The sequence below is a fragment of the Pseudoalteromonas nanhaiensis genome, from assembly GCF_051235485.1.
Taxonomy (GTDB): domain Bacteria; phylum Pseudomonadota; class Gammaproteobacteria; order Enterobacterales; family Alteromonadaceae; genus Pseudoalteromonas; species Pseudoalteromonas lipolytica_C.
In genome coordinates this window covers 63,718-84,750 of record NZ_JBPNYQ010000019.1, presented here as the reverse complement: position 1 = coordinate 84,750, position 21,033 = coordinate 63,718, and the positions used below count along the sequence as shown (strand labels likewise).

Below are 21,033 nucleotides of genomic sequence, written 5' to 3'. Positions count from 1 at the left end.
CATCGTCTAGAGGCCTAGGACACCGCCCTTTCACGGCGGTAACAGGGGTTCGAATCCCCTTGGGGACGCCACTTATTCAAGTAGGTTATGTCTAGTGGGACGGTGAACACCGCGCAATCTATGCACGACGTTATCAAGAGTACGAATCTCTTGGGGACGCCACTTACGTTAAGTAAGTTAACGAGTTATCAAGATTATATTTTGTAATCTCATTTCAAGTAGAAAAAATCCTTTTCAAATAAATACTCTTTATTCTCCATATAACTTTACGATATAGACTACATATATTTCTAAAACTTTAATTCCTATTGATCACTTTTACTGATCATTTTAATACTTTATAGTATTTAGCAACTCATCAGCTAACCATAAGGAAATTAAAATGTTAGCTAAACGTGTTGTACTCATACTAATTTCTTTAGTCATTACAGCTTGCTCTGACTCAAATGAGGGAGTGGCGCTGGGTACGCTTGAACGTGAGCGTGTGATCCATCCTGCAACGACTAACGAAATTCTGATAGAACTACCCGTTTCAGCAGGCCAGTTGGTCGAAAAAGGGCAGGTGATTGCAAAGTTTGATGCCGGACTTCAGCAAGCGATTGTCGCCAAAGCACAAGCACAACTAGCTCAAGCCACTGCATTTCTTGAAAAAACTTTGAATGGTGCTCGTCCCGAAGAAGTTGCTGCCGCATCAGCCAAAGTAGCAGCAGCCAATGCTGCATATACACAAAGCGAAGCTAATTTTCGCCGTGCAAAAACCTTAGTTAAAGATAAACTTGCAAGCCAAGAAACCTTAGACAGTGCAACCGCTGCACGAGATGAGACTTTTGCTAATTTAGAATCAGCAAAGCAGCACTTAAATGAGCTAACAAATGGTTCTCGCGTTGAAGATATTAATAGTGCAAAAGCGCAAGTTCAGGCGGCAGAAGCAGAACTAAAAGTACAGCAAAAATACCTCTCAGATCTGACAATTAAAGCGATGCGTGCTGGCAGAGTCGATAATTTACCTTGGCACGTAGGTGAGCGAGTTACCAAAGGCAGCCCAGTCGTTATTATTCAAGCAAATAGCGCACCTTACGCACGCGTTTATATCCCTGAACCATATCGTGCCAAGCTCAATCAGGGCATGACACTTACGGTTCGCGTCGATGGTATAGATAAAAATATTCAGGGCGAACTGACCTGGATTGCGACAGAGCCGGCGTTCACGCCTTTTTATGCCCTAAATCAAGAAGAACGCGCGCGATTAATGTATCTTGCCGAGGTAACACTACCCGCAAGTGAAAATAACTTACCGACAGGCGTACCTGCTCAAGTGGTTATGCCATGACTGAGTCGGTGATCCAGGCCAAAGGTTTGATAAAACAATTTGGCGATTTAAAAGCGATTGATAACCTTGATCTAGACATTGAACAAGGGCAAATTTATGGCTTTTTAGGCCCAAATGGCTGTGGTAAAACGACTGCAATCCGTATGCTTACCGGGTTATTGAAGCCAACTTCTGGTGATATCAATGTGCTTGGCTTGAGTCTGCCAAAAGATGCTGAAAAGCTCAGAACACAACTTGGTTATATGACGCAAAAGTTTTCACTTTATAGCGACTTGACCGTGCTTGAAAACCTCAAATTCATGGCTGCGCTTTACCCTTTAAAAAAACAGCAAAAACAACAAAGAATAGACGAACTACTTCACACCTACGGCCTTGATCAAAGAGCAAGTCAAATGGCCGGAAGTATGAGTGGGGGCCAACGACAGCGCTTAGCATTGGCTGCTGCAGTGATTAATAAACCAAAAATTTTATTTCTTGATGAGCCAACATCGGCAGTCGATCCACAAAATCGCCGTGACTTTTGGGAAACACTGTTTGATTTAAGTAATGCTGGTACCACCATATTAGTTACCACTCACTACATGGATGAAGCTGAGCGTTGCCATCGTTTAGCCATTTTAGAATCAGGTATTAAGCGCGCGGATGGTTCACCAAAGCAATTAATGACAGACATGCATGCTCATGTAGTAGAAATCGCAGGGGCGCAAACCAGAGAATTAAAAAAACAACTCGCAACAATCGACCATGTTATCTCGGCAACTCAGTTAGGTGCACAGCTGCGAGTATTAGTAAAAAAAGATGTTCAAGACCCCGTTGAGTTCATAAAACAGCAATCATTTTGTCAGGATACATGGCAAGTAAATAGCGTTCGCCCAAGCCTTGAAGACGTGTTTGTCACCTGTACAGGGCAGGGCAGACAATGAGCATTGTTACTTCATTAAGCCGGATAAAAGCAATTGTAAGCAAAGAATTATTACAATTACGCCGCGATAGAATGACCTTTGCGATGGTGGTGATGATCCCCCTTATCCAGCTGATTCTATTTGGTTATGCTATTAACACCAACGTGAAAGATATCCCTGTTGCCGTGGTCGATCATAGTAAAACCGCGCTCAGTCGCATTTTAGTACAAACAGTATCAGCCACAAATGTGGTTAAGGTGACAGATTATTACGACAGTATAGAGCAAGCACAAACAGCAATCGCCAGTGCGAAAGTCCGCGCCGTGTTCTTTATACCTCACGATGTGGCAAACCGACTTGCTCAGCACCCAACCGTTGGTTTTGGTTTACCTGATGGTAGTAATGAGTCGTTAGTCAGGCCAATTGCGCATTGGTTAGTAGATGGTTCAGACACAATGGTAGCGTCGAGCATAAAATCGCTACGAAATATGCCCCTTGCAGAGCTTCTTGATAAGCCTGCGAATAGAACTTACCCAACCTTTGAGACAACCTTATTTTATAACCCAGAGCAGCGCTCAGCGGTTAATATTGTGCCAGGTTTAGCTGCTGTTATTTTAACCATGACGATGATTATGTTTACCTCTGCTGCCATAGTTAAAGAGCAAGAGCGAGGTAATATGGAGCTTTTAATCACCTTACCTTTAAGCTCACTTGAATTGATGATTGGTAAAGTAGTGCCTTATATCTTTATTGGTTTTATTCAGTTATTTATTATTTTAGGCATGGGCAAGGTCTTGTTTCACATTCCTTTTGGTGGCGGCTTAGTTGCATTGGTTGTCGCAACCTTTGCTTTTATATGTGCCAGTTTAGTGCTTGGCTTAGTGCTTTCGACCATCGCTAAAAACCAGCTTCAAGCAATGCAAATGACAATTTTCATTCTTTTACCCTCGATTTTATTATCAGGTTTTGTATTTCCCTATGAAGGCATGCCAAAGGTTGCGCAGTGGCTTGCAGAATGCTTACCTGCAACGCACTATTTAAGGCTAATAAGAGGAATAGTGCTAAAAGAGGTTAACCTAATAAGCATGAGTAATGACTTAATTTGGCTTTCAGTCTTTACTATTTTGGGCTTAGCTGTGGCTGCATTTAGGTTTAAGAAAACCCTTGATTAAGCTAGGCAACCTACGGCATATGTGCTTAACTAAAGGGTAATTTCACTCTTTTTAAGTAGATGTTAGCGTGTGGCGAGTATTTTGGATGGCGATGCTAATAGTGACGTTTGATAGCTATTCAGCAACGATAAACCTAGCCCATACCATGAAACATGAACACTTTAACCAATTGCTTAGTGAGTTCGCAGAGCAAAGTGGTTTAACTGTTAATTCCGTCTTGGTTGACCAAAAAGAACTAAAAGTAAGGTTGGTACAAAATGCCAGTACCAGCACATCAACAGACGTAATTATTGTACCCGCAGATCATTTAGGCCTTGATAAATATGCCAACTATAGCGTTATCCCAGACTCACTCATAGCTGACACCACAGACAAGCGAACCTTAGAAACTGCAAAGCTAAACAATAAGCTCTTAGGTATACCCATCATTCAAGGCAATCACCTGTTACTTTTTTATAATAAGCAGTACGTAAAAGAGCCGATAGAAAACTGGCAGGATATATATAGTTTCCAATCATCCTTGCCTGAAGAGGTTAAACTTGTTACGTGGAGTTTTATGGAAATGTACTGGTTTATTCCGTTTTTATCGGCTTTTAATGGTGAGCTAATTATAGATAATCAGGTTCAGTTAAACACTCCAGCAATGCAATCTGCTCTCAAATTTGTTTGGGATTTAAATAAACAAAACCTGGTTGATAGACAGTGCGATTACACTTGCTCAAATAATGCATTTAAAGCGCAGCAAGCCGCCTTCACCATTGATGGTGCATGGGCATTAAAAACGTATGAACAGACGCTTGGTGATAATTTAGGGATGCAACAGTTACCTAAACTTAATGGTGAGTATATGCAGCCTTATTACTCTACCTTTGTACTGGCGTTTCCAAACGATGGCTTAAACGGGGCAAATAAAGAAAGCTTATTTAAATTTGCTAAATTGGTTCAAGCAGAAAAATTCCAAACACTGGTTTGGCAAAAGCTTCAAGATATTCCAATTAACATTGAGGTTTTAAATAACCTAAAAGCACAACAAGGCACAGAGTTAGCAACCTTAACTGATGCCATACAATTCACAAAACCTATGCCCTCTACCGCATCTATGATCATCGTGTGGGAGGTATTAAATAAAGGATTTATTCGCTATGGCAGTGGTGCCTTAACTGCTGAGCAAGCGGGGCTTTTTATGCAAGGGTTGGCAGAGCGCTCGATTGCCAATGAAGGAAATGAATGAGTAGTCCACGCTTTAGTCGCGCTTTGTTTATCAGTGTTTTACTACTGGTCATTATTCCCTTATTTATTCTTGCAGGTTTGATGATAGGGCGCTTCTATTTAAGCTCGATTGATCAAGCCAACACCAGTTTACAGTGGCAAGCTAGAAATAATGCGGCCAGCCTCGAGCAGCTACTATTCAAACTAGAGAAAAACAGTCAATTGCTTAGTAGCACTAAGGCGATTACTGAACTGCCCAATAAAGTGGTGTACTCACAGTTCGCGCTTGTGCAGCTACAAGAGTTTGTTGCCCAAAATCCACAGATAAAAGCCTCGATAGTAATTGATAATCAAGGGTTTATAGTTGAAGGTTATCCGATTAGCTCTTTAAATTTGAATTACAAACTCACTAAAAGCATTCTCGACAGCGCTCAAGCATCAACAGAGCAAAACACAATTCAAATTATCGATAATCCACAAGTCACAGAGCTACTCGCACCTCTACAGGCAACACAAAATGCCTTACTGGCTATTACATCTACCTTGCTACATGAGCAAGATTCTCTCAGTGAGCCAATAATTAAAACGGGCGTGTTAGTATCTTTTGTGCCTTTATCAGAGGCGTTAAAGTGGCTTGCTATACATAATGAGCAACCGGTTTATCAAGCGGGTAAGCAAGTACAAATTTCAGCACAAGAAAACATTTTATATAGTGTGGGTGATGCTGGCGATTACGGCAAATTAATGGAGCAGGCCTCAATCAGTAATGTTTATTATAAAGGTAAGCTAACCAGTTTACAGTTCCAAATAAATGAAGCAAAAACTGCTTACACCAGCGCTGTAAAGCAAACGGCCATATTAGCAGGGTTGTTAATTGTAGGACTCTCTATCATTTCATTTTTCTTAGTGCGTTGGTTGACGGCACGACTCCATAACCCGCTAAATCGTATTACTGCTCTTAGCCGTGAATATGCATTAGGTAATTACAAACAAGATACAGACGATTTTCATTATCAAGAGTTTAAAGATATTGCAGATTCGCTCAGCAGCATGGCTGATACCATTGATATACAAATTACTTCGTTGCAATTAGAAAAGCTTCGAGCTGAGCGTTCTGAGCAAGTTAAAAGCCAATTTTTAGCCAATATGAGCCATGAAATACGCACTCCGATGAATGGTATTGTGGGCTTTTTGCAGCTACTCAATAAAAGCACGCTAACACAAGAGCAAGCAGAGTTTGTAAGGCAAATAAATAACTGTAGTGATGTGCTATTAACCGTGATTAACGATATTCTCGACTTTTCAAAAATAGAGGCCAATAAAATAGAGCTCGAGTCGCGACAATGTGATTTAGTCGCGCTTTGCCATGACCTTATCTTACTATTTAAACCGAGTTGTGATGCCAAAGGGGTTGGCTGCCGGCTCGAGGTCTCCTCATTACAATCGCTGAATGTAGAATGTGATGAAATACGCGTTAAACAAGTGCTGATTAACTTGCTCTCTAACGCCGTTAAATTTACCAATCAAGGGGAGATCATTGTTTCGCTTACTCTGCAAAGCCGAGATGAACACCAAACTGCCGTCGTGTTATCGGTAAAAGATACAGGCATAGGTATCGCTGATGATAAAATAACGGCTTTGTTTAATCCCTTTGTACAAGCGCAAAGTAGCACCACTCGTGAATATGGAGGGACCGGTCTTGGGCTTGCCATCAGTAAGGGAATGATTGATTTAATGGGAGGCACTATTGCGATTGTTAGTGAACTTGGTAAAGGCACCGAGTTTAAGATTAATGTTAATTTTAAATCACTAAACCCACAGGACGCTAACGCAAAAGTACACCAACCTGATGAAGACACTCAGTTCGATTTTAAAGCGGTCAGCAGGCCAATATTAATTGCTGAAGATAACCCGATTAACCAAATTGTTATTACTAAGTATTTAACTCAATTAGGTCTAAATTATGAATTGGCCGAAAATGGTCAAATTGCTTGTGAAAAAACTCTAACACAGGATTATGCACTGATTTTAATGGATATCCAAATGCCGGTGATGGATGGCTTAACTGCCAGCAAAAATTTACTTGCAAGGGCAGATTTTAATACGCCGATTATTGCGATTAGTGCCAATGCAATGAAAGACGACATCGAAACAAGCGCAAAAGTTGGTATTAGCGATCATATCGCAAAGCCAATTAATTTTGCTGAACTAGAAAAAGTACTCGCAAAGTGGCTATCCCAGCAATCGCTGAAATAGCCAGTATTTATATATCAAAAAGTGTTGTTATCTTTTTTCTGAATTAACTCAATCGCATAACCATCAGGGTCTTTAACAAATGCGATTTCAGTTGTGCCGCCTTTTACTGGACCCGGCTCTCGGCTCACATTACCGCCAGCAGCTTTAATGTCTTCGCAAGCTTTATAAATATCATCAAATTCGATAGCAATATGACCGTATGCATTACCCAAATCATAGCTGTCTGTATCCCAGTTATAAGTAAGCTCAAGCACAGTCGAATTTTTTTCGTCACCATAACCGACAAAAGCAAGGGTGTAGCGGTACTCTTCGTTGTCTGCACGGCGCAGCTCTTTCATACCTAATACCTGCGTATAAAATTCAATTGATTTATCTAAATCAGCAACGCGAAGCATTGTGTGTAATAAGCGCATTTTAAGCATCCTCTTTCTTGTCTTTAAATTCGCACAATTTCAATAACGCAGCATGGTACAACGCTGCGTATTAAAATTATAAAAAATGGATTATAAATTATTTCGATTGCATGCACAGTTGCATTGAGACAAAGCGTAAAGTGTTTGATATGAAAAGGGTGATGTTATGCAGCAGTGAATAGGGATTGCTGCATAACAATGAGGTTTTTGCGGTATAAGCGAAAGTTTAGCTTTTCACTTTACCTTTAAGTACATAAATTTCGCCATCAAAGCTCCCTTGAATTGTCAGGCCCTGACCCGCCAACTCTTTAAGGTATTCGATATGCTCATTAGTGATATGTTGCCCCGGCACTAAAAGCGGGATACCAGGAGGATAAGGCGTGACTAATCCGGCACAAATTCGGTTGTTACTTTTGCTAATTGGCACAGATTCACGTTCGCCATAGAACGCATCACTAGGAATACAAGCTAAGTCTATAGCGGGTAGATTCTCTGGTAAGCGTGTTCGTCTCATTGAAGTGGCGAGTTTTACTTTACCGCTATCGAGTTTCTTCAGCGCATTGTAAAGGCGAATGATCTTCGAGCGCGTGCCGCCAAGAGTCAGTAAAACTAAAATGGTGCTGTGCGTATATTTTTCGATTTCAAGGCCAATTTCATCTAATAGAAACTTATGAATATCCTTTAATGAATAAGGTAACTCACTAATATCGATAAGGATCTTCAGTGGGTCGTGACCCATGTTATCGCCACTAAAGTGAGGGAATATATCCATGAAATCTTGCTTATCGAGCACTTTTATATGTTTGAGTGAAGCCATTTGCTGCTTAAACTCTGCAACGTGATTCAGCAGGGCATTCAGTAATTTATAACCTTCCATTTCTAATTGCTTTTGGCATACATCCAGCGAGGCAATGAGCTGATATTTTGGCGAGGTACTGGCGTAAATACTGTAGATCTCACGGAAGAAATCGGCATCGAAATCAGGGTCGTTAACATGAATATAAGACGCCTGAGAGAACGCTGAAACCACTTTATGTGCCGAATGGGTAACATAGTCTGCGCCAGCATTAATAGCCGAATAGTGGCGTAAACTTGGATGGAAAAGCGAGTAAGCAAACCACGCTTCGTCGATAAACACTTTAATACCGTGCTGATGTGCAAATTCAACTACTTGTTTTAAATCGCTAAGCAGACCATCGTAGGTACAGCCGGTTAAAACCAGTAATTTAGCATCGCTATTTTGTTCAATCGCTTGCTTAATGTCAGCCAATGAAGGGGGCGCGAAGATACCATATTTAGGATTTAAAATACTCGATAAGTAAATAGGTAAACTAGCCGACTGCAAAATGCCGTAATGTACTGATTTATGACAGTTTCGGTCGATGATCACCTTGTCGCCTTTACGCAGTAAAGTTTGCAAAATAATCTTATTTGAAGTCGATGAACCATTGGTAACAAAGTAGGTATGTTTTACTTCAAATGTCGCCGCCGCTGATTCTTGAGAGCGGCCTATGGTGTTGGTGCTGTCTGATAATGAGCCAAGCGAGTCGACAGAAACCGACAGGTCGCCAACAAATACGTTACGGCCATAAAACTGATAAAAGTCTTTAATATACGGAGAATTTCTAAAGCTAGCACCGCCACTGTGACCAGGTGTGTGCCATGAATCGTTCGATTCACCCACATAACGACGGTAGGCGGTCCAAAATGGAGTTTCTGATCTGTCATCAAAGTCATTGATCATATAGCCCAAAATAGCTTCAGGGTCTGAAATGACCTCATCTTTAAAAAAGAAAGATTCAATTTCTTCTGACTCGTTAACTATCTCCAAGCCTTTCGTATCGTCACCAATAACATAAACAGGCAGTTCTAGGCGTATGCCTTTTAATTGCTCGATAAAACGGCTATAGGTGCGCTCGCCATTGTTCAGTACATCCCAACTAAGTACCACAGCTTGAATATCGCCATCTTCCTCTACATATTTCAACGCCTGCTTGAGCTCTATGCACTCAATAATGTCGATATCAACATCACTTCGCTCAAAATTAGGGATTGTTTTTTCTAGGTTCGTTGAAAGCTCTTTTAAGGTGGCAGGATCTTGTTCAATTAACAAGATACGAAGTAAAGGTAACATAGCAACTCATATAAAAAATTCACATTACTCAACAGCATAACGAAAGGATGGAAGCTTGTGAAATGATTACGCTGATATTTTTTGTTCCGAAACTGATTATACTTTTTTCGTGTTAATCGCAGATAGTTGAAATTACATGTTCTTACTGTAAAAGTAATGCCTAAGTAAAAGGTTAATTGAGCACTCAGCGATAAAACCACTCAAGCCAGATACAGATAAAAATAAAGATAAACATGCTAGGGAGAATAAAACATGGCATATGTTGCCAATTTCAAAACTGTAGTCATCTCTACATTGTTTGCGTTTTGTACGAACGCAGTTAATGCAGATGAAGTCTCAGATTCAAACAATAAAAAGTCGATACCCGAAGCCACTAAATTTGTGACCCAGCATAAAGGCACTTTCAATGGCAAAAAGCTAAAATACAAAGCTGTAGCCGGTGAAACTTATTTATTAAACAAAAACGAAGAGCCAACTGCTGCTATCTTTTCGTTTGATTACATAGCTGCAAGCGATAACAAAAACAGACCAGTCACATTTATCTGGAATGGTGGTCCGGGCTCATCGTCTAACTGGTTACATATGGGTGCTTATGGCCCGAAACGTGTCGTGGTACCAAGCGATGCAACGGCTCCTGGATTGGCTCCTTACGAATTAAAAGATGCGCCTGAGACGATTCTTGATGTGACTGATATGGTGTTTGTTGACCCTGTTGGCACAGGTTACTCGCGTGCATTAGGTGACACTGAGAGCAAAGCCTTTTGGGGCTTGAAAGAAGATGCATCTTCTATCGCTGATTTTATTGCCCAGTGGCTAACAAAAGAAAATCGCTGGAATGCACCCGTATTTTTATTGGGAGAGAGCTATGGGACAACTCGAGCAGCAGCGGTTTCTAAAGTACTGATGGATAAACACCTGATTAATGTAAATGGCATTATTTTTGTGTCACAAGCTTTAGACTATCAAGGTTCAAGCCCTTATGTTGATGACAACATCATTTCTTATATCACCTACATACCCACACTTGCTGCAACTGCTTGGTATCATAAAAAAGTAGACACATCAGGAAATTTTGAAGCCTTTATAGATGCGAGCCGACAATTTGCTGTTGATGAATTACTGCCAGCCTTATTTAAGGGTAATGCGCTTAGCAAAGCTGACAGAACGCGAATTGTTGACGGCCTGCACCGTTATACAGGGCTAAGTAAACAATATATTGAGCAGGTTGATTTACGTATTAACGCGTTCAGATTCGCTAAAGAGTTATTGCGTGATGAGGGCGTCGCAGTAGGCTTGCTTGATGGACGTTATAAGCTTGATGAACGAGACGATTTAACAGCGGCTCCTAAGCAAGATGCGTCTAAAGTGATAGGGCCTGCATATAAAGCGGCACTGATGAAATACATGCGCACAGATTTAAACGTACAGTGGAAAAGAAAATACTTAAACCCTGGTGACCCTGAGTTATCAGATAACTGGCGCTGGCGTACTGCTCCTGATGGACAAGGATGGGAGCCAAGATACGTCAATACCGCGCCAGATTTATCTTATGTGCTTCGCAGTAATCCGCAAATGAAAGTGATGGTTGCCTCAGGGTATTACGATATTGTCACGCCATTTTTTGATGCAGAATACACCTTAAACAGACACGGTATATACGCTGATAAAATTGACTATCACTATTATCACGGTGGTCACATGATGTATGTTCACGAACCAGCAAGAGTATCGTTGTTAAATGATACGCGAGAGTTTATTAAAAAGCAGGTGAGCCAAAACCAGCGATAATGGCTAGGATTATCGTGCCAAACCTTGTGTTTGGCACAATGCGCAAAGTGTGCTTATGGTATGCTATAAAAGGTTAAGAACTTTGCAGATATAGCGCCTTTCAAGGATTAACCATTGGTGCACATCGACCATATTTGTTGCTAATGTTTGCCAATATCTGCCATAATCAAAGACTGTAAATATATAGGAATTAACTATGGCAACTTTAAATATCTCTATTCCAGATGAAATGCGATCATGGATTGATGCCCAAGTTGAGTCAGGTCGATTCTCAAATGCAAGTGATTATATCCGCGATTTGATCCGCCATAATCAGAGTGAAAAAGATGCTATTAGAATGGCATTAGTAGAGGGTGAGCTAAGTGGTGAGAGTAAGTTAACGGTTTTAGATATTATATCCAAATCCAAAAACAAAACTTAAAGCGAATGGCTAAATATATTCTCTCTAACAAAGCTCAGTATGACTTGGAGCGTATTTTTCAGTACACCGAAATTGAATTCGGTGTTTCTCAAGCAGAAAACTATTTAATTGGAATTCATGAAACGCTAATGGCTTTGTCTACTGAGCCGAGCCTTGCTCAAGATGTTAGCGATATCAAGCCAGGATATTCTCGGTATATATTTAGAAAGCACTACATCTTTTTTAAAAAAAGAGCCAACGATATTTTCATTGTGAGAATTCTGCATCAACAAATGAAGGTTCAACTACACCTAACAAGCTAATGCAGGTCCGCAATAATACTTAATTACTCTGTCTTCTCTTTAAACTCACACAAATCTTCGATAATGCAACTGCCGCATTTAGGTTTACGAGCAGTACACACATAACGGCCGTGAAGAATCAACCAATGATGCACATCGACTTTAAATTCTTTAGGTACCACTTTTTCTAGTTTTTGTTCTACAGCAACTACATCTTTACCCATAGCAAACTTAGTGCGGTTAGAAACGCGGAAAATATGCGTGTCTACGGCAATAGTAGGCCAGCCAAAGGCACAGTTTAAAACAACATTCGCGGTCTTTCTGCCAACACCGGGTAATGCTTCGAGTGCTTCACGATTCTCGGGTACTTCTGAGTTATGTTTATTGACCAGAATTTCACACATTTTATAGACATTATTGGCTTTAGAATTAAACAAACCAATGGTCTTGATGTAATCGCGAAGGCCTTCAAGGCCTAAATCAAGAATCGCTTGAGGCGTGTTAGCAACAGGGAATAGCTTACGGGTTGCTTTATTAACACCGACATCTGTTGCTTGTGCTGATAAGGTAACCGCAACTAATAATTCAAACGGGCTTGAATATTCAAGCTCTGTTTCTGGGTGCGGGTTTTGCTCACGAAGACGAGATAAGATCTCATAGCGTTTTTCTTTATTCATGGTGGCGTAAAGCACGCAGTGACGGTGCGTGCTCTCCTTTAAGTTAAACTTGTTACTCGGGCTCTTGGGCCTTTTTCTACTTCTGGAGTAACAACTTGCTTAGATTTTATTTGTGTATCAATGACATTTTTTGCAGCAATCAGTAAACCAAGTCCTAAAAAGGCACCCGGTGGTAAGATTGCTAATAAAAATTGGTTATCAAAACTGAATACTTCAATTCGAAGTGCTGCGGCCCATGGTCCTAATAATAAATCGGCGCCATCAAATAGCGTACCTTGACCAATAAGCTCTCGCATTGCCCCTAGCACCACTAAAACTAACATAAAGCCAAGTCCCATCATCAGTCCGTCAAAGGCTGAAAGTGGCACCGTATTTTTAGAAGCGAATGCTTCTGCGCGACCGATAATGGCACAGTTGGTAACAATCAGTGGAATAAAAATCCCTAATGATTGATAAAGCCCAAATGTATAGGCATTCATCATTAGCTGAACTATCGTTACAAAGCCTGCGATAATCATCACAAAAACAGGAATACGAATATCTTTAGGCACCCAGTTTCGCACAATCGATACGGTGACGTTAGAACCAACCAGTACTAATAACGTCGCTAAACCTAGGCCTAATGCATTGGTGATCGTAGAAGTAACAGCAAGTAGCGGGCATAAGCCTAATAACTGCACAAGGGCAGGGTTATTAGCCCACATACCATCTTTAAATAAGGTTTTAACTTGGCTCATTACTTGGCTCCTTGACAGATGTTTGGTGCAGCAAACAGATTATCAAATTCAGCTCGGGCAAACAGCACAGCTTGTTTAACCGAGCCGACAACAGCACGCGGTGTAATGGTTGCACCTGTAAATTGATCAAATTGGCCACCATCTTTTTTAACAGCCCAGCGGCTGTCATCTTCAGAAAGTACATTTTGCCCTTTGAAAAGGGTGATCCAGTCTGATTTTTTGACCTCAACTTTATCGCCAAGGCCCGGTGTTTCTTCGTGTTTAGTGACACGAACACCCGCTATTTCACCATTGGCAAAAACCGCCGTTAATAAGTTGATGTCGCCGCTATAACCACTTGGGGTAACATGGCGCATCACTAAAGCATACGGTTTATTGTCTTTGTAGGCGCGGTAAATAACTTGATCTGGACGTGGCCCAAGGCGCTCATCGGTGATCACAACACAATCTTTGTAAAGTTGATTGTCGTAATGATGGGCATCAAGTACTTGTTGCAGCTGCTCTGCAAGTTGTTGCTTTTCTTGCTCTTCAATACGCTCAGCAGTCAGGCTATGAGTCAGGGCTACAGTGCCTGTGGTAATGAGCGCAAATGCGGTAAGAATAGCGCCATTTTTAGTCATTGAGGAAAGGATCATTATTTCACTCCATGGCCGTAAGTACGTGGTTGCGTATAGTAATCAATTAATGGCACTGCCATATTTAATAGCAATACACTAAATGCTACTGCATCAGGGTAACCACCAAAAGTACGAATTAAGTAAACAAGCAGACCAATTAACGCGCCGTAAATCAAACGGCCTCTATTTGTTGTTGATGCCGAAACCGGATCGGTAGCAATAAAAAATGCACCTAACATGGTCGCACCACTGAATAAGTGAAATACCACGCCTGGCTCTGTGCCAGGGGCTGCGATATAACCAATACCACTGCACACTGCTAATGAGGCTAAAAAGCTCACAGGGATATGCCAATTAATGATTTTAGCTTTTAATAAATAAAGACCACCGACTAAAAAGCTGAGGTTAACCCAGCCCCAACCAAGGCCAAACCAGTCATTAAAAAGAGGCTTACTCATACTCTCAGCCACCGTTAGGTGATGGGCGACATCTGTTTTAACGGTATCAAGTGGTGTTGCCATGGTTGTGCCATCAATCGCTACACGTAACTGATCGACACTAAATCCAGCGCTGGTAAAACCATTGAAAATAACAGACAGCTGTTGTGAGAAGCTGATCGGAGATGCAAGTAAATCACTCACAGGTAACCAGCTGGTCATTTGCACCGGAAACGATACAAGTAGTAATACATAAGCTGCCATAGCAGGGTTAAATAAGTTAAAGCCAAGGCCGCCATAAAGCTGTTTTACAATAACAATTGCAAAGAGACAGCCAATTACGATGATCCACCAAGGCGCTAAAGGCGGAATACTCAACGCCAGTAATACGCCTGTTAACCACGCACTACCATCACTGAGTGTTGGCCAAACTTTGCGTTTACGAAGTATCAATACAGCGGCTTCACAGGCGCTAACTGTAATTAGCGCGAGAACAAGCTGAATTAAAACAGCGCTACCAAAAAAGAAAACTTGCGCGATTAAGCCTGGAATACACGCAGCAATCACTGTCATCATTAATCGGCTTAATGATTTATGGCTATGATTATGCGGCGAACTCGCCATGGTTAGCTTCATGACTTATCGTTTCCTTCTTGTTGTAACTTTTTCGCTTTAGCTCTTGCAATGGCACGAGCGACCGCTGCTTTTTTCTTATCTTCGCTAGACTCAGGTTCATCAACCTGCGGCTTTGAATCATCCGTATCGCTTGAGTCATCAAGTTGTTCTGATGATTCGTCACTCTGCGCTTGCTCTTTAGCGGCCTTTTTCGCTTTAGCGCGGGCAATAGCAGCGGCAACAGCAGCCTTTTTCTTATCTTCGCTAGACTCAGGTACATCAGATTGCGGCTTTGAATTAGCCTCATCGCTTGAATCATCAAGTTGCTGTGATGAATCGTCACTCTGTGCTTGCTCTTTCGCGGCTTTTTTCGCTTTAGCGCGAGCAATAGCAGCGGCAACAGCAGCCTTTTTCTTATCTTCGCTAGATTCAGGGGCATCAGATTGCTGCTTTGAATCAGCCTCATCGCTTGAATCATCAAGTTGCTGTGATGAATCGTCACTCTTTGCTTGTTCTTTAGCGGCTTTTTTTGCTTTAGCGCGGGCAATGGCGGCAGCAACAGCAGCTTTTTTGTCATCAACTGGCGCGCTATCTTCTTCAGCTTCAGTTTGATTCTCAGCAGCTTGTGCTGCTTTTTTCGCTTTAGCACGAGCGATTGCAGCAGCAACAGCAGCTTTTTTATCATCAACTGGTGTTGCTTCTTCTTCAGCTTCAGTTTGATTTTCAGTAGCTTGTGCGGCTTTTTTCGCTTTAGCGCGGGCAATAGCTGCAGCAACGGCGGCCTTTTTATCGTCTTTAGGTGCTGTGTCTGCTTCTGGGTTCTCTTCAGCGGTTTGCGCGGCTTTTTTTGCTTTAGCACGGGCAATAGCGGCAGCGACAGCTGATTTTTTATCATCTTTATCGACGCTTTCTTCACCTTGCTCTTGTGCTTTTTGCTCTTTGTATTTACGTGCTTGTTCTTTACGTGCTGCACGCTCTTTAGCTACTTCAGAGTTATCAGGCTCAAGCTCTGCACCTTGCTTTTTCGCTTTCGCACGGGCAATAGCAGCAGCGACAGCTGATTTACTGTCTTTATCATCAGATTTAGCTTTAACTCGGGCGAGTGCATCTGCCACTTTTTGTTTTTCGCCATCTGACTTAGCAGCAGGTTTACGTTTGTGGCGGTTTTGGCGCTCTTCTTGTTCGCGCTCTAAACGTTCTTTACGCGCTTCAAAACGTTCTTTTGCTCGCTCTGCTTTAATTTGCTCTGCTTGCTGCTCTTTTATTTCAGCTTTAGCAACGCGATAGTACTGCACCAAGGGGATTTCGCTAGGGCATACATAAGCACAGGCACCGCATTCGATACAATCGAATAAATTGTGCTCATTGAGTTTGTCGTATTCTTTTGACTTAGCAAACCATTGTAATTGCTGAGGTAATAATGAAGCAGGGCAGGCGTCAGCACAGGCACTACAACGAATACAGGCTTTTTCATCACCCGGCTCAGCAAGCTCTTGGTGATCTGGTGCTAAAATACAGTTTGTGGTTTTAACGACACCAATGCGCACAGTTGGTAAGGTAAAGCCCATCATTGGACCGCCCATGACCACTCGTTGCTGTGGAACTGGCGAAAAGCCTTGGCAATCTAATAAATGTTTTATTTCGGTGCCTAGTAAAGCCCACACATTACCCTGTTTATGAATGGTGTTACCCGTAACTGTCACCACGCGCTCAATCAGAGGTTTACCTTCATTTACGGCTTGATTTACCGCAAACAAGGTACCAACATTTTGCACCAGCATACCAATATCGGCAGGAATACTGCCACTCGGGACTTCTTTGCCCGTAAGCAATTTAATTAGCTGTTTTTCACCGCCAGAAGGGTAAACCGTTGGCACTGTTTGCACTATGATGCTGTCGTTATGTTGTGCTGCGAGTTTCATGGCAGCAATAGCATCGGGTTTATTGTCTTCGATGCCAATAATCGTTAACTGTGGATTTAACAGCTGCTGCATTAATTCAATGCCAGCAATTATGCCATCGGCATGTTCGCGCATTAGCATATCATCAGCGGTGATATAAGGTTCACACTCAACGGCATTAACAATTAAAAACTCAATGGCTTTTCGAGTATCTGCTTTTACATAAGTTGGGAAACCAGCGCCGCCCATACCTGCAATACCGCTTTGGTGAATAATATCAACAAGCTCATCATGGGAAAGTGTTTTTGCATCAGACACAGGGTGAAGCTCACACCATTTATCTTCACCATCAGGTTCAATAATCACGCTAAGCTCAGGCAATGCTGATGGATGAGCAGATGGCATTGGGCAAATATCGCTAATAAGTCCAGATGTTGGTGCGTGCACAGGCACAGACCAATTACCGCTCGGTTTAGTTAATGCTTGGCCTTTAAGTACCTGTTGGCCTTTTTCAACAATTAGTTTGCCGTTAGCACCAATGTGTTGTTTTAAAGATACAACAAGCTTATCTGGTAGTGGCAGTCTTGCAATTGCGTGTGTTGTTGATTGCAGCTTTTGACCCGGTGGGTGAATGCCCCCAGGTATAGACCACACTTTGCCTTGTTTAATTTGATCTATTAACTTTTCCATCTGTGCTCCTAATCTACCTGAGTCACAGGGATTGCGTTTAATTGCCATTTCCAAGTTTGTTTGGTTTCTTTTACAGGCAGCATATCAATACAGTCTACAGGGCACGGTTCAACACATAAGTCACAACCAGTACATTCATCGATTAATACAGTGTGCATTTGGCGGGTTGCGCCGACAATCGCATCAACAGGGCAGGCTTGAATACATTTGGTACAACCAATACATTCATCTTCACGAATATAGGCAACGGTTTTAACAGGATCTGCTTGCTCACCGCCAGCCAGCGGTTTTGCTTCAACACCCATTAAATCAGCGAGTTTTTTTACCGTGGCTTCGCCGCCTGGTGGGCATTTATTGATTTCGTCACCATTGGCGATCGCTTCAGCATATGGACGACAGCCAGGGTAGCCGCATTGGCCACATTGTGTTTGCGGTAAAATGGTATCAATTTGGTCAACAATAGGGTTGCTCTCAACGCGAAAACGCACGGCGGCAAAACCTAAAATTAAACCAAATATTAGCGCTAATGAACCTAACGCTATCAAAGCATAAAACAAGGTCATATTAAAACTTCACTAATCCTGTAAAACCCATAAAGGCCATCGACATCAGGCCTGCGGTGATCATAGCAATTGACGCACCTTTAAATGGTGCAGGGACGTCTGCAGCTGCCAAGCGTTCACGTAAAGCTGCAAATAAAACCAGTACAAGAGAAAAACCAACAGCTGCACCAAAACCATACACAGCAGATTGCAAGAACGAATGATCTTCTTTGATATTTAGTAGAGCAACACCTAACACGGCACAGTTGGTGGTAATAAGCGGTAAGAAAATCCCTAATAAGCGATAAAGTGTCGGGCTGGTTTTTCTTACCACCATTTCAGTAAATTGCACGACTACCGCTATCACTAGAATAAAGCTCATAGTGCGTAAAAAGGCGATATCAAGTGGAATCAAAATATAATGATTCACTAGGTAACTCGTTACAGAAGCTAGTGTAAGCACAAAGGTTGTGGCTAAAGACATACCGATCGCGGTATCTAACTTACCTGATACACCCATAAAAGGGCATAAACCTAAGAACTGTACTAAAACAAAGTTGTTGACTAGCACGGTGCCAATCAATAACAAGACATATTCTGTCATGCGTGCCTCACGAGTTTAAAATCGGCACTATTATCCTTTTTTCTGGGGGCTGACACAACACATCAGGGACGAATAGCTAAAATTAACAAAGCTGTTTATGATTAAACTGTTAAAGCAAGGTTAATGAATAGAATAGGCCCAAAAAACGTGTGGTTTTTTGGGCCATGAGTAGGGGGCTTAAATGTCTTTTGGCTTTTCGATGTAATAGCCTTGTACGCCATCTAAACATAAAGTTTCAATGATATGTTTCTCTTCTTGGCTCTCAACACCTTCTGCAAAAACACTCACGCCAATACGGTGAGCAAGATCAACCATTAAGCGCATAAAATATTGATTATTTTTATCTTCTTCAAGGCCGCGGGTATAACTTGCATCCATTTTGATGAAATCAGGTTTTAAGTCTCTAAAGAATTTAAATGACGTTAAACCAACACCAAAACGCTCTACAGTGATACGCGCACCTACACGATGCACCATATCGATAAAGCGTTTACTTGCTTTAATATTTTGTTGTAAGCCAAACTCGCTCACTTCAAATATAAGCTTAGAGGCGATATTACTGTCTTTTAATAGGCGGCGCTCAAGCCAGATCACAAATTGATCATTATGGGCACTTGATGCAGTTACATTAATGCCAAAGAATTTCTCAGAAAAATTACGAGTCTTAATTTTGTCCAGAGTAGTATCGATAATCAATCGATCAATTTCCATTGCCATTTCTAGCTTTTCAGCCATAGCTAAAAATGAAGCCGTTGGTAATGTTTGGTTCTCAGCAGTTTTAAATCTTACTTGAATCTCAGCATAAGCTTTAACACTCTTACCAACCGGCATAATATTTTGCATTACTAAATGTACACGTTTAGATTCAATAACTTCGTTAATCACTTTACGCCAGTTCTGGTTACCAAAACCTGCGCTAGCATTATTTACTAAGTCTGTTTCTCGTTGTACATGCCAAGCATTTGCTTGTTTTGACTGCGCCATACTCATTGCATTATCAACAACTGAAAGCAGCTCACCTAAAGGCTTACCTTTTTCATAACCAACGATACCTGTATTTGCTACAGAGCTTAATTCTTGGTTTTGTTGATATTGAGTGAAACGAGATTGTAGATTATCACCAAAGCGTTCAGCTTCTTTTAGTGGTGTGTTCGGTAATACCACAGCAAAATCTGAGCTATTTAAACGAAAAACTTGGCTATTTGTGTACGTGCCACTGATATGTTTGATGATATCAGCAACACCTTTAACGTACTCGTCACCTTTCTGGTAGCCACGGGTTTGGTTTATTGCTTGTAACTCACTGCAACGCACCATGGCAAGCGAGCCAAAGGTGCTTTTATCTGAGTTTTCAATATTTTTCTCGTAATACTCAACAAACATGTTGCGGTTACCTAAGTTGGTTACAACATCTTTGTACGCTTCTTTTTTAATATTTAACGCGTTATTTTGAATATCATCATGTTTTGTCTGTAAAAAGTGAGACAAACGATTAAACGAAGGGATTAAATCTTTACTTAGCTTTTTAATTCGCGACGTGTCTATCGCTTGTCCAAGGTCGCCACCTACCTGATTCTGGTTAATATATATATCAACAATATCAGCAATAGTGGTGCTGATTTTACGATTAAGTCGTTTAAACATGCTCTTCATAAAGAAAATAGGGAGAAGGGCAATAAGACCAGAAACCAAGATAACAACGAACATCGCCTGCTGCATTAAATTGGCAAGGCTTTGTGCATTAATAGTAAATTCAACTTTTATATCAGAAGCGTTGTTAACAGCAAATTGCGGACGGATAGAATTAAACGAACTGTTAACCATCTCTGCTAGAAGCGGAAGCGACTCTGATGATTGAACTGCTACAAGGGTTTTACCAGCGTGATCACGAAGAGTAAAGCTTGAAAAGATACTCGCATCAGCAAATGTACGTTGGATTTTCTCTGCAGATAAGTCATCCATTGTTAAGTCGCTAATGTATGAATTAACGGTCAGTTGTGCTTTTTTTTGCGTATCACTCACTGAGCTATCAAAACTAAGAGCAACTAGATAGCCACCTAAAACGGTAAGCAGTAACCAAGATATAAGTTGTATAAATATTAGTTTTTTAAAACCAGCCATTTTTCTTATCTTTTAAAAGCGAAAAGGAAGGAATCAATTCCTTGATTCATTGCTGTAATAATTTTGCATCATATTCTATAGCAAAGTATAGAAATTACTTAAAGTAGAGTAGATTATATGCGCTTTAAAGTCTAATACAATCGAAGAATAGTTGTAGATGAAAGTTTAATAGATTCTTGGAGTTGG

Annotated in this window: 18 protein-coding genes and 1 tRNA gene; 9 read left to right on the top strand and 10 right to left on the bottom strand. The window is 41.2% G+C overall.

Annotated elements, in window-relative coordinates:
• Position 1: 1 nt before the first annotated feature.
• From ACSFVZ_RS15560 to ACSFVZ_RS15535, 6 genes are all read left to right on the top strand, one after another.
• A tRNA-Glu gene (locus ACSFVZ_RS15560) sits at positions 2 to 71 on the top strand.
• Between the two features lie 311 nt (positions 72 to 382).
• Positions 383 to 1,330: an HlyD family secretion protein gene (locus tag ACSFVZ_RS15555; RefSeq protein WP_435559189.1), complete on the top strand. Its 948-nt coding sequence runs from the start codon at positions 383 to 385 to the stop codon at positions 1,328 to 1,330.
• Positions 1,327 to 2,253 carry an ABC transporter ATP-binding protein gene (locus ACSFVZ_RS15550; protein WP_135925412.1) on the top strand — a complete coding sequence of 309 codons (927 nt, stop codon included), beginning with the start codon at positions 1,327 to 1,329 and terminating at the stop codon, positions 2,251 to 2,253. Before ACSFVZ_RS15555 ends, ACSFVZ_RS15550 begins: the two co-directional genes overlap by 4 nt.
• A 2-nt stretch (positions 2,254 to 2,255) precedes the next feature.
• Positions 2,256 to 3,404, top strand: coding sequence for an ABC transporter permease (locus tag ACSFVZ_RS15545; RefSeq protein WP_135926295.1), 1,149 nt, complete (start codon positions 2,256 to 2,258; stop codon positions 3,402 to 3,404).
• 67 nt (positions 3,405 to 3,471) lie between these two features.
• Entirely contained in the window at positions 3,472 to 4,635 is a 1,164-nt protein-coding gene (locus tag ACSFVZ_RS15540; RefSeq protein ID WP_435559188.1) for a sugar ABC transporter substrate-binding protein, read from the top strand.
• On the top strand, positions 4,632 to 6,869 hold the full coding sequence (locus ACSFVZ_RS15535; protein ID WP_435559187.1) for a HAMP domain-containing hybrid sensor histidine kinase/response regulator: 2,238 nt from the start codon (positions 4,632 to 4,634) through the stop codon (positions 6,867 to 6,869). The genes ACSFVZ_RS15540 and ACSFVZ_RS15535 overlap by 4 nt, the downstream gene beginning before the upstream one ends.
• Before the next feature lie 14 nt (positions 6,870 to 6,883).
• Here the strand turns inward: ACSFVZ_RS15535 and gloA are convergent, their stop codons facing one another.
• Both gloA and ACSFVZ_RS15525 read right to left on the bottom strand, forming a co-directional pair.
• Positions 6,884 to 7,282: a lactoylglutathione lyase gene (gene gloA / locus ACSFVZ_RS15530; protein WP_435559186.1), complete on the bottom strand. Its 399-nt coding sequence runs from the start codon at positions 7,280 to 7,282 to the stop codon at positions 6,884 to 6,886.
• 226 nt (positions 7,283 to 7,508) lie between these two features.
• Entirely contained in the window at positions 7,509 to 9,416 is a 1,908-nt protein-coding gene (locus ACSFVZ_RS15525) for an aminotransferase class V-fold PLP-dependent enzyme (protein ID WP_054553700.1), read from the bottom strand.
• A gap of 252 nt (positions 9,417 to 9,668) precedes the next feature.
• Between ACSFVZ_RS15525 and ACSFVZ_RS15520 the strand changes: the two genes are divergently transcribed.
• The 3 genes from ACSFVZ_RS15520 (at position 9,669) to ACSFVZ_RS15510 (ending at position 11,927) form a co-directional block, all read left to right on the top strand.
• A complete protein-coding gene (locus ACSFVZ_RS15520; protein ID WP_435559185.1) occupies positions 9,669 to 11,204 on the top strand; it encodes a S10 family peptidase in 1,536 nt (511 codons plus the stop codon).
• 196 nt (positions 11,205 to 11,400) lie between these two features.
• On the top strand, positions 11,401 to 11,625 hold the full coding sequence (locus tag ACSFVZ_RS15515) for a type II toxin-antitoxin system ParD family antitoxin (protein ID WP_199526221.1): 225 nt from the start codon (positions 11,401 to 11,403) through the stop codon (positions 11,623 to 11,625).
• Between the two features lie 5 nt (positions 11,626 to 11,630).
• Entirely contained in the window at positions 11,631 to 11,927 is a 297-nt protein-coding gene (locus tag ACSFVZ_RS15510; protein ID WP_138602595.1) for a type II toxin-antitoxin system RelE/ParE family toxin, read from the top strand.
• Positions 11,928 to 11,950: 23 nt separating this feature from the next.
• Here ACSFVZ_RS15510 and nth read toward each other — a convergent pair whose 3' ends face one another.
• The 8 genes from nth to ACSFVZ_RS15470 form a co-directional block, all read right to left on the bottom strand.
• Positions 11,951 to 12,583, bottom strand: a complete 633-nt coding sequence (gene nth / locus ACSFVZ_RS15505) for an endonuclease III (RefSeq protein ID WP_054553695.1) — start codon at positions 12,581 to 12,583, stop codon at positions 11,951 to 11,953.
• Positions 12,584 to 12,621: 38 nt separating this feature from the next.
• Positions 12,622 to 13,320 carry an electron transport complex subunit E gene (locus ACSFVZ_RS15500; protein WP_105175132.1) on the bottom strand — a complete coding sequence of 233 codons (699 nt, stop codon included), beginning with the start codon at positions 13,318 to 13,320 and terminating at the stop codon, positions 12,622 to 12,624.
• A complete protein-coding gene (gene rsxG, locus ACSFVZ_RS15495; RefSeq protein ID WP_199526222.1) occupies positions 13,320 to 13,955 on the bottom strand; it encodes an electron transport complex subunit RsxG in 636 nt (211 codons plus the stop codon). Before rsxG ends, ACSFVZ_RS15500 begins: the two co-directional genes overlap by 1 nt.
• On the bottom strand, positions 13,955 to 15,010 hold the full coding sequence (gene rsxD / locus ACSFVZ_RS15490; protein WP_435559184.1) for an electron transport complex subunit RsxD: 1,056 nt from the start codon (positions 15,008 to 15,010) through the stop codon (positions 13,955 to 13,957). The genes rsxG and rsxD overlap by 1 nt, the downstream gene beginning before the upstream one ends.
• The gene (gene rsxC, locus ACSFVZ_RS15485; protein ID WP_435559183.1) at positions 15,007 to 17,580 is read right to left on the bottom strand and encodes an electron transport complex subunit RsxC; all 2,574 of its coding nucleotides are present in this window, start codon (positions 17,578 to 17,580) and stop codon (positions 15,007 to 15,009) included. The genes rsxD and rsxC overlap by 4 nt, the downstream gene beginning before the upstream one ends.
• An 8-nt stretch (positions 17,581 to 17,588) precedes the next feature.
• Positions 17,589 to 18,143 (bottom strand): electron transport complex subunit RsxB, encoded by a 555-nt coding sequence (rsxB, locus tag ACSFVZ_RS15480; RefSeq protein WP_054563643.1) that lies wholly within the window; start codon positions 18,141 to 18,143, stop codon positions 17,589 to 17,591.
• A gap of 1 nt (position 18,144) precedes the next feature.
• Positions 18,145 to 18,726 carry an electron transport complex subunit RsxA gene (gene rsxA, locus ACSFVZ_RS15475; protein WP_135925394.1) on the bottom strand — a complete coding sequence of 194 codons (582 nt, stop codon included), beginning with the start codon at positions 18,724 to 18,726 and terminating at the stop codon, positions 18,145 to 18,147.
• Between the two features lie 177 nt (positions 18,727 to 18,903).
• Complete coding sequence (locus ACSFVZ_RS15470) at positions 18,904 to 20,847, bottom strand: EAL domain-containing protein (RefSeq protein WP_435559182.1); 1,944 nt, start codon at positions 20,845 to 20,847, stop codon at positions 18,904 to 18,906.
• Positions 20,848 to 21,033: the final 186 nt, after the last annotated feature.

Bases quoted from the DNA above. Each gene is read 5' to 3' on its own strand.
- rsxA (WP_135925394.1), bottom strand. From the start codon at position 18,726: ATGACAGAATATGTCTTGTTATTGATTGGCACCGTGCTAGTCAACAAC.
- rsxD (WP_435559184.1), bottom strand. From the start codon at position 15,010: ATGAAGCTAACCATGGCGAGTTCGCCGCATAATCATAGCCATAAATCA.
- rsxB (WP_054563643.1), bottom strand. From the start codon at position 18,143: ATGACCTTGTTTTATGCTTTGATAGCGTTAGGTTCATTAGCGCTAATA.
- ACSFVZ_RS15525 (WP_054553700.1), bottom strand. From the start codon at position 9,416: ATGTTACCTTTACTTCGTATCTTGTTAATTGAACAAGATCCTGCCACC.
- ACSFVZ_RS15535 (WP_435559187.1), top strand. From the start codon at position 4,632: ATGAGTAGTCCACGCTTTAGTCGCGCTTTGTTTATCAGTGTTTTACTA.
- ACSFVZ_RS15555 (WP_435559189.1), top strand. From the start codon at position 383: ATGTTAGCTAAACGTGTTGTACTCATACTAATTTCTTTAGTCATTACA.
- rsxG (WP_199526222.1), bottom strand. From the start codon at position 13,955: ATGATCCTTTCCTCAATGACTAAAAATGGCGCTATTCTTACCGCATTT.
- nth (WP_054553695.1), bottom strand. From the start codon at position 12,583: ATGAATAAAGAAAAACGCTATGAGATCTTATCTCGTCTTCGTGAGCAA.
- ACSFVZ_RS15550 (WP_135925412.1), top strand. From the start codon at position 1,327: ATGACTGAGTCGGTGATCCAGGCCAAAGGTTTGATAAAACAATTTGGC.
- ACSFVZ_RS15500 (WP_105175132.1), bottom strand. From the start codon at position 13,320: ATGAGCCAAGTTAAAACCTTATTTAAAGATGGTATGTGGGCTAATAAC.
- ACSFVZ_RS15510 (WP_138602595.1), top strand. From the start codon at position 11,631: ATGGCTAAATATATTCTCTCTAACAAAGCTCAGTATGACTTGGAGCGT.
- ACSFVZ_RS15470 (WP_435559182.1), bottom strand. From the start codon at position 20,847: ATGGCTGGTTTTAAAAAACTAATATTTATACAACTTATATCTTGGTTA.
- gloA (WP_435559186.1), bottom strand. From the start codon at position 7,282: ATGCGCTTATTACACACAATGCTTCGCGTTGCTGATTTAGATAAATCA.
- ACSFVZ_RS15515 (WP_199526221.1), top strand. From the start codon at position 11,401: ATGGCAACTTTAAATATCTCTATTCCAGATGAAATGCGATCATGGATT.
- rsxC (WP_435559183.1), bottom strand. From the start codon at position 17,580: ATGGAAAAGTTAATAGATCAAATTAAACAAGGCAAAGTGTGGTCTATA.
- ACSFVZ_RS15520 (WP_435559185.1), top strand. From the start codon at position 9,669: ATGGCATATGTTGCCAATTTCAAAACTGTAGTCATCTCTACATTGTTT.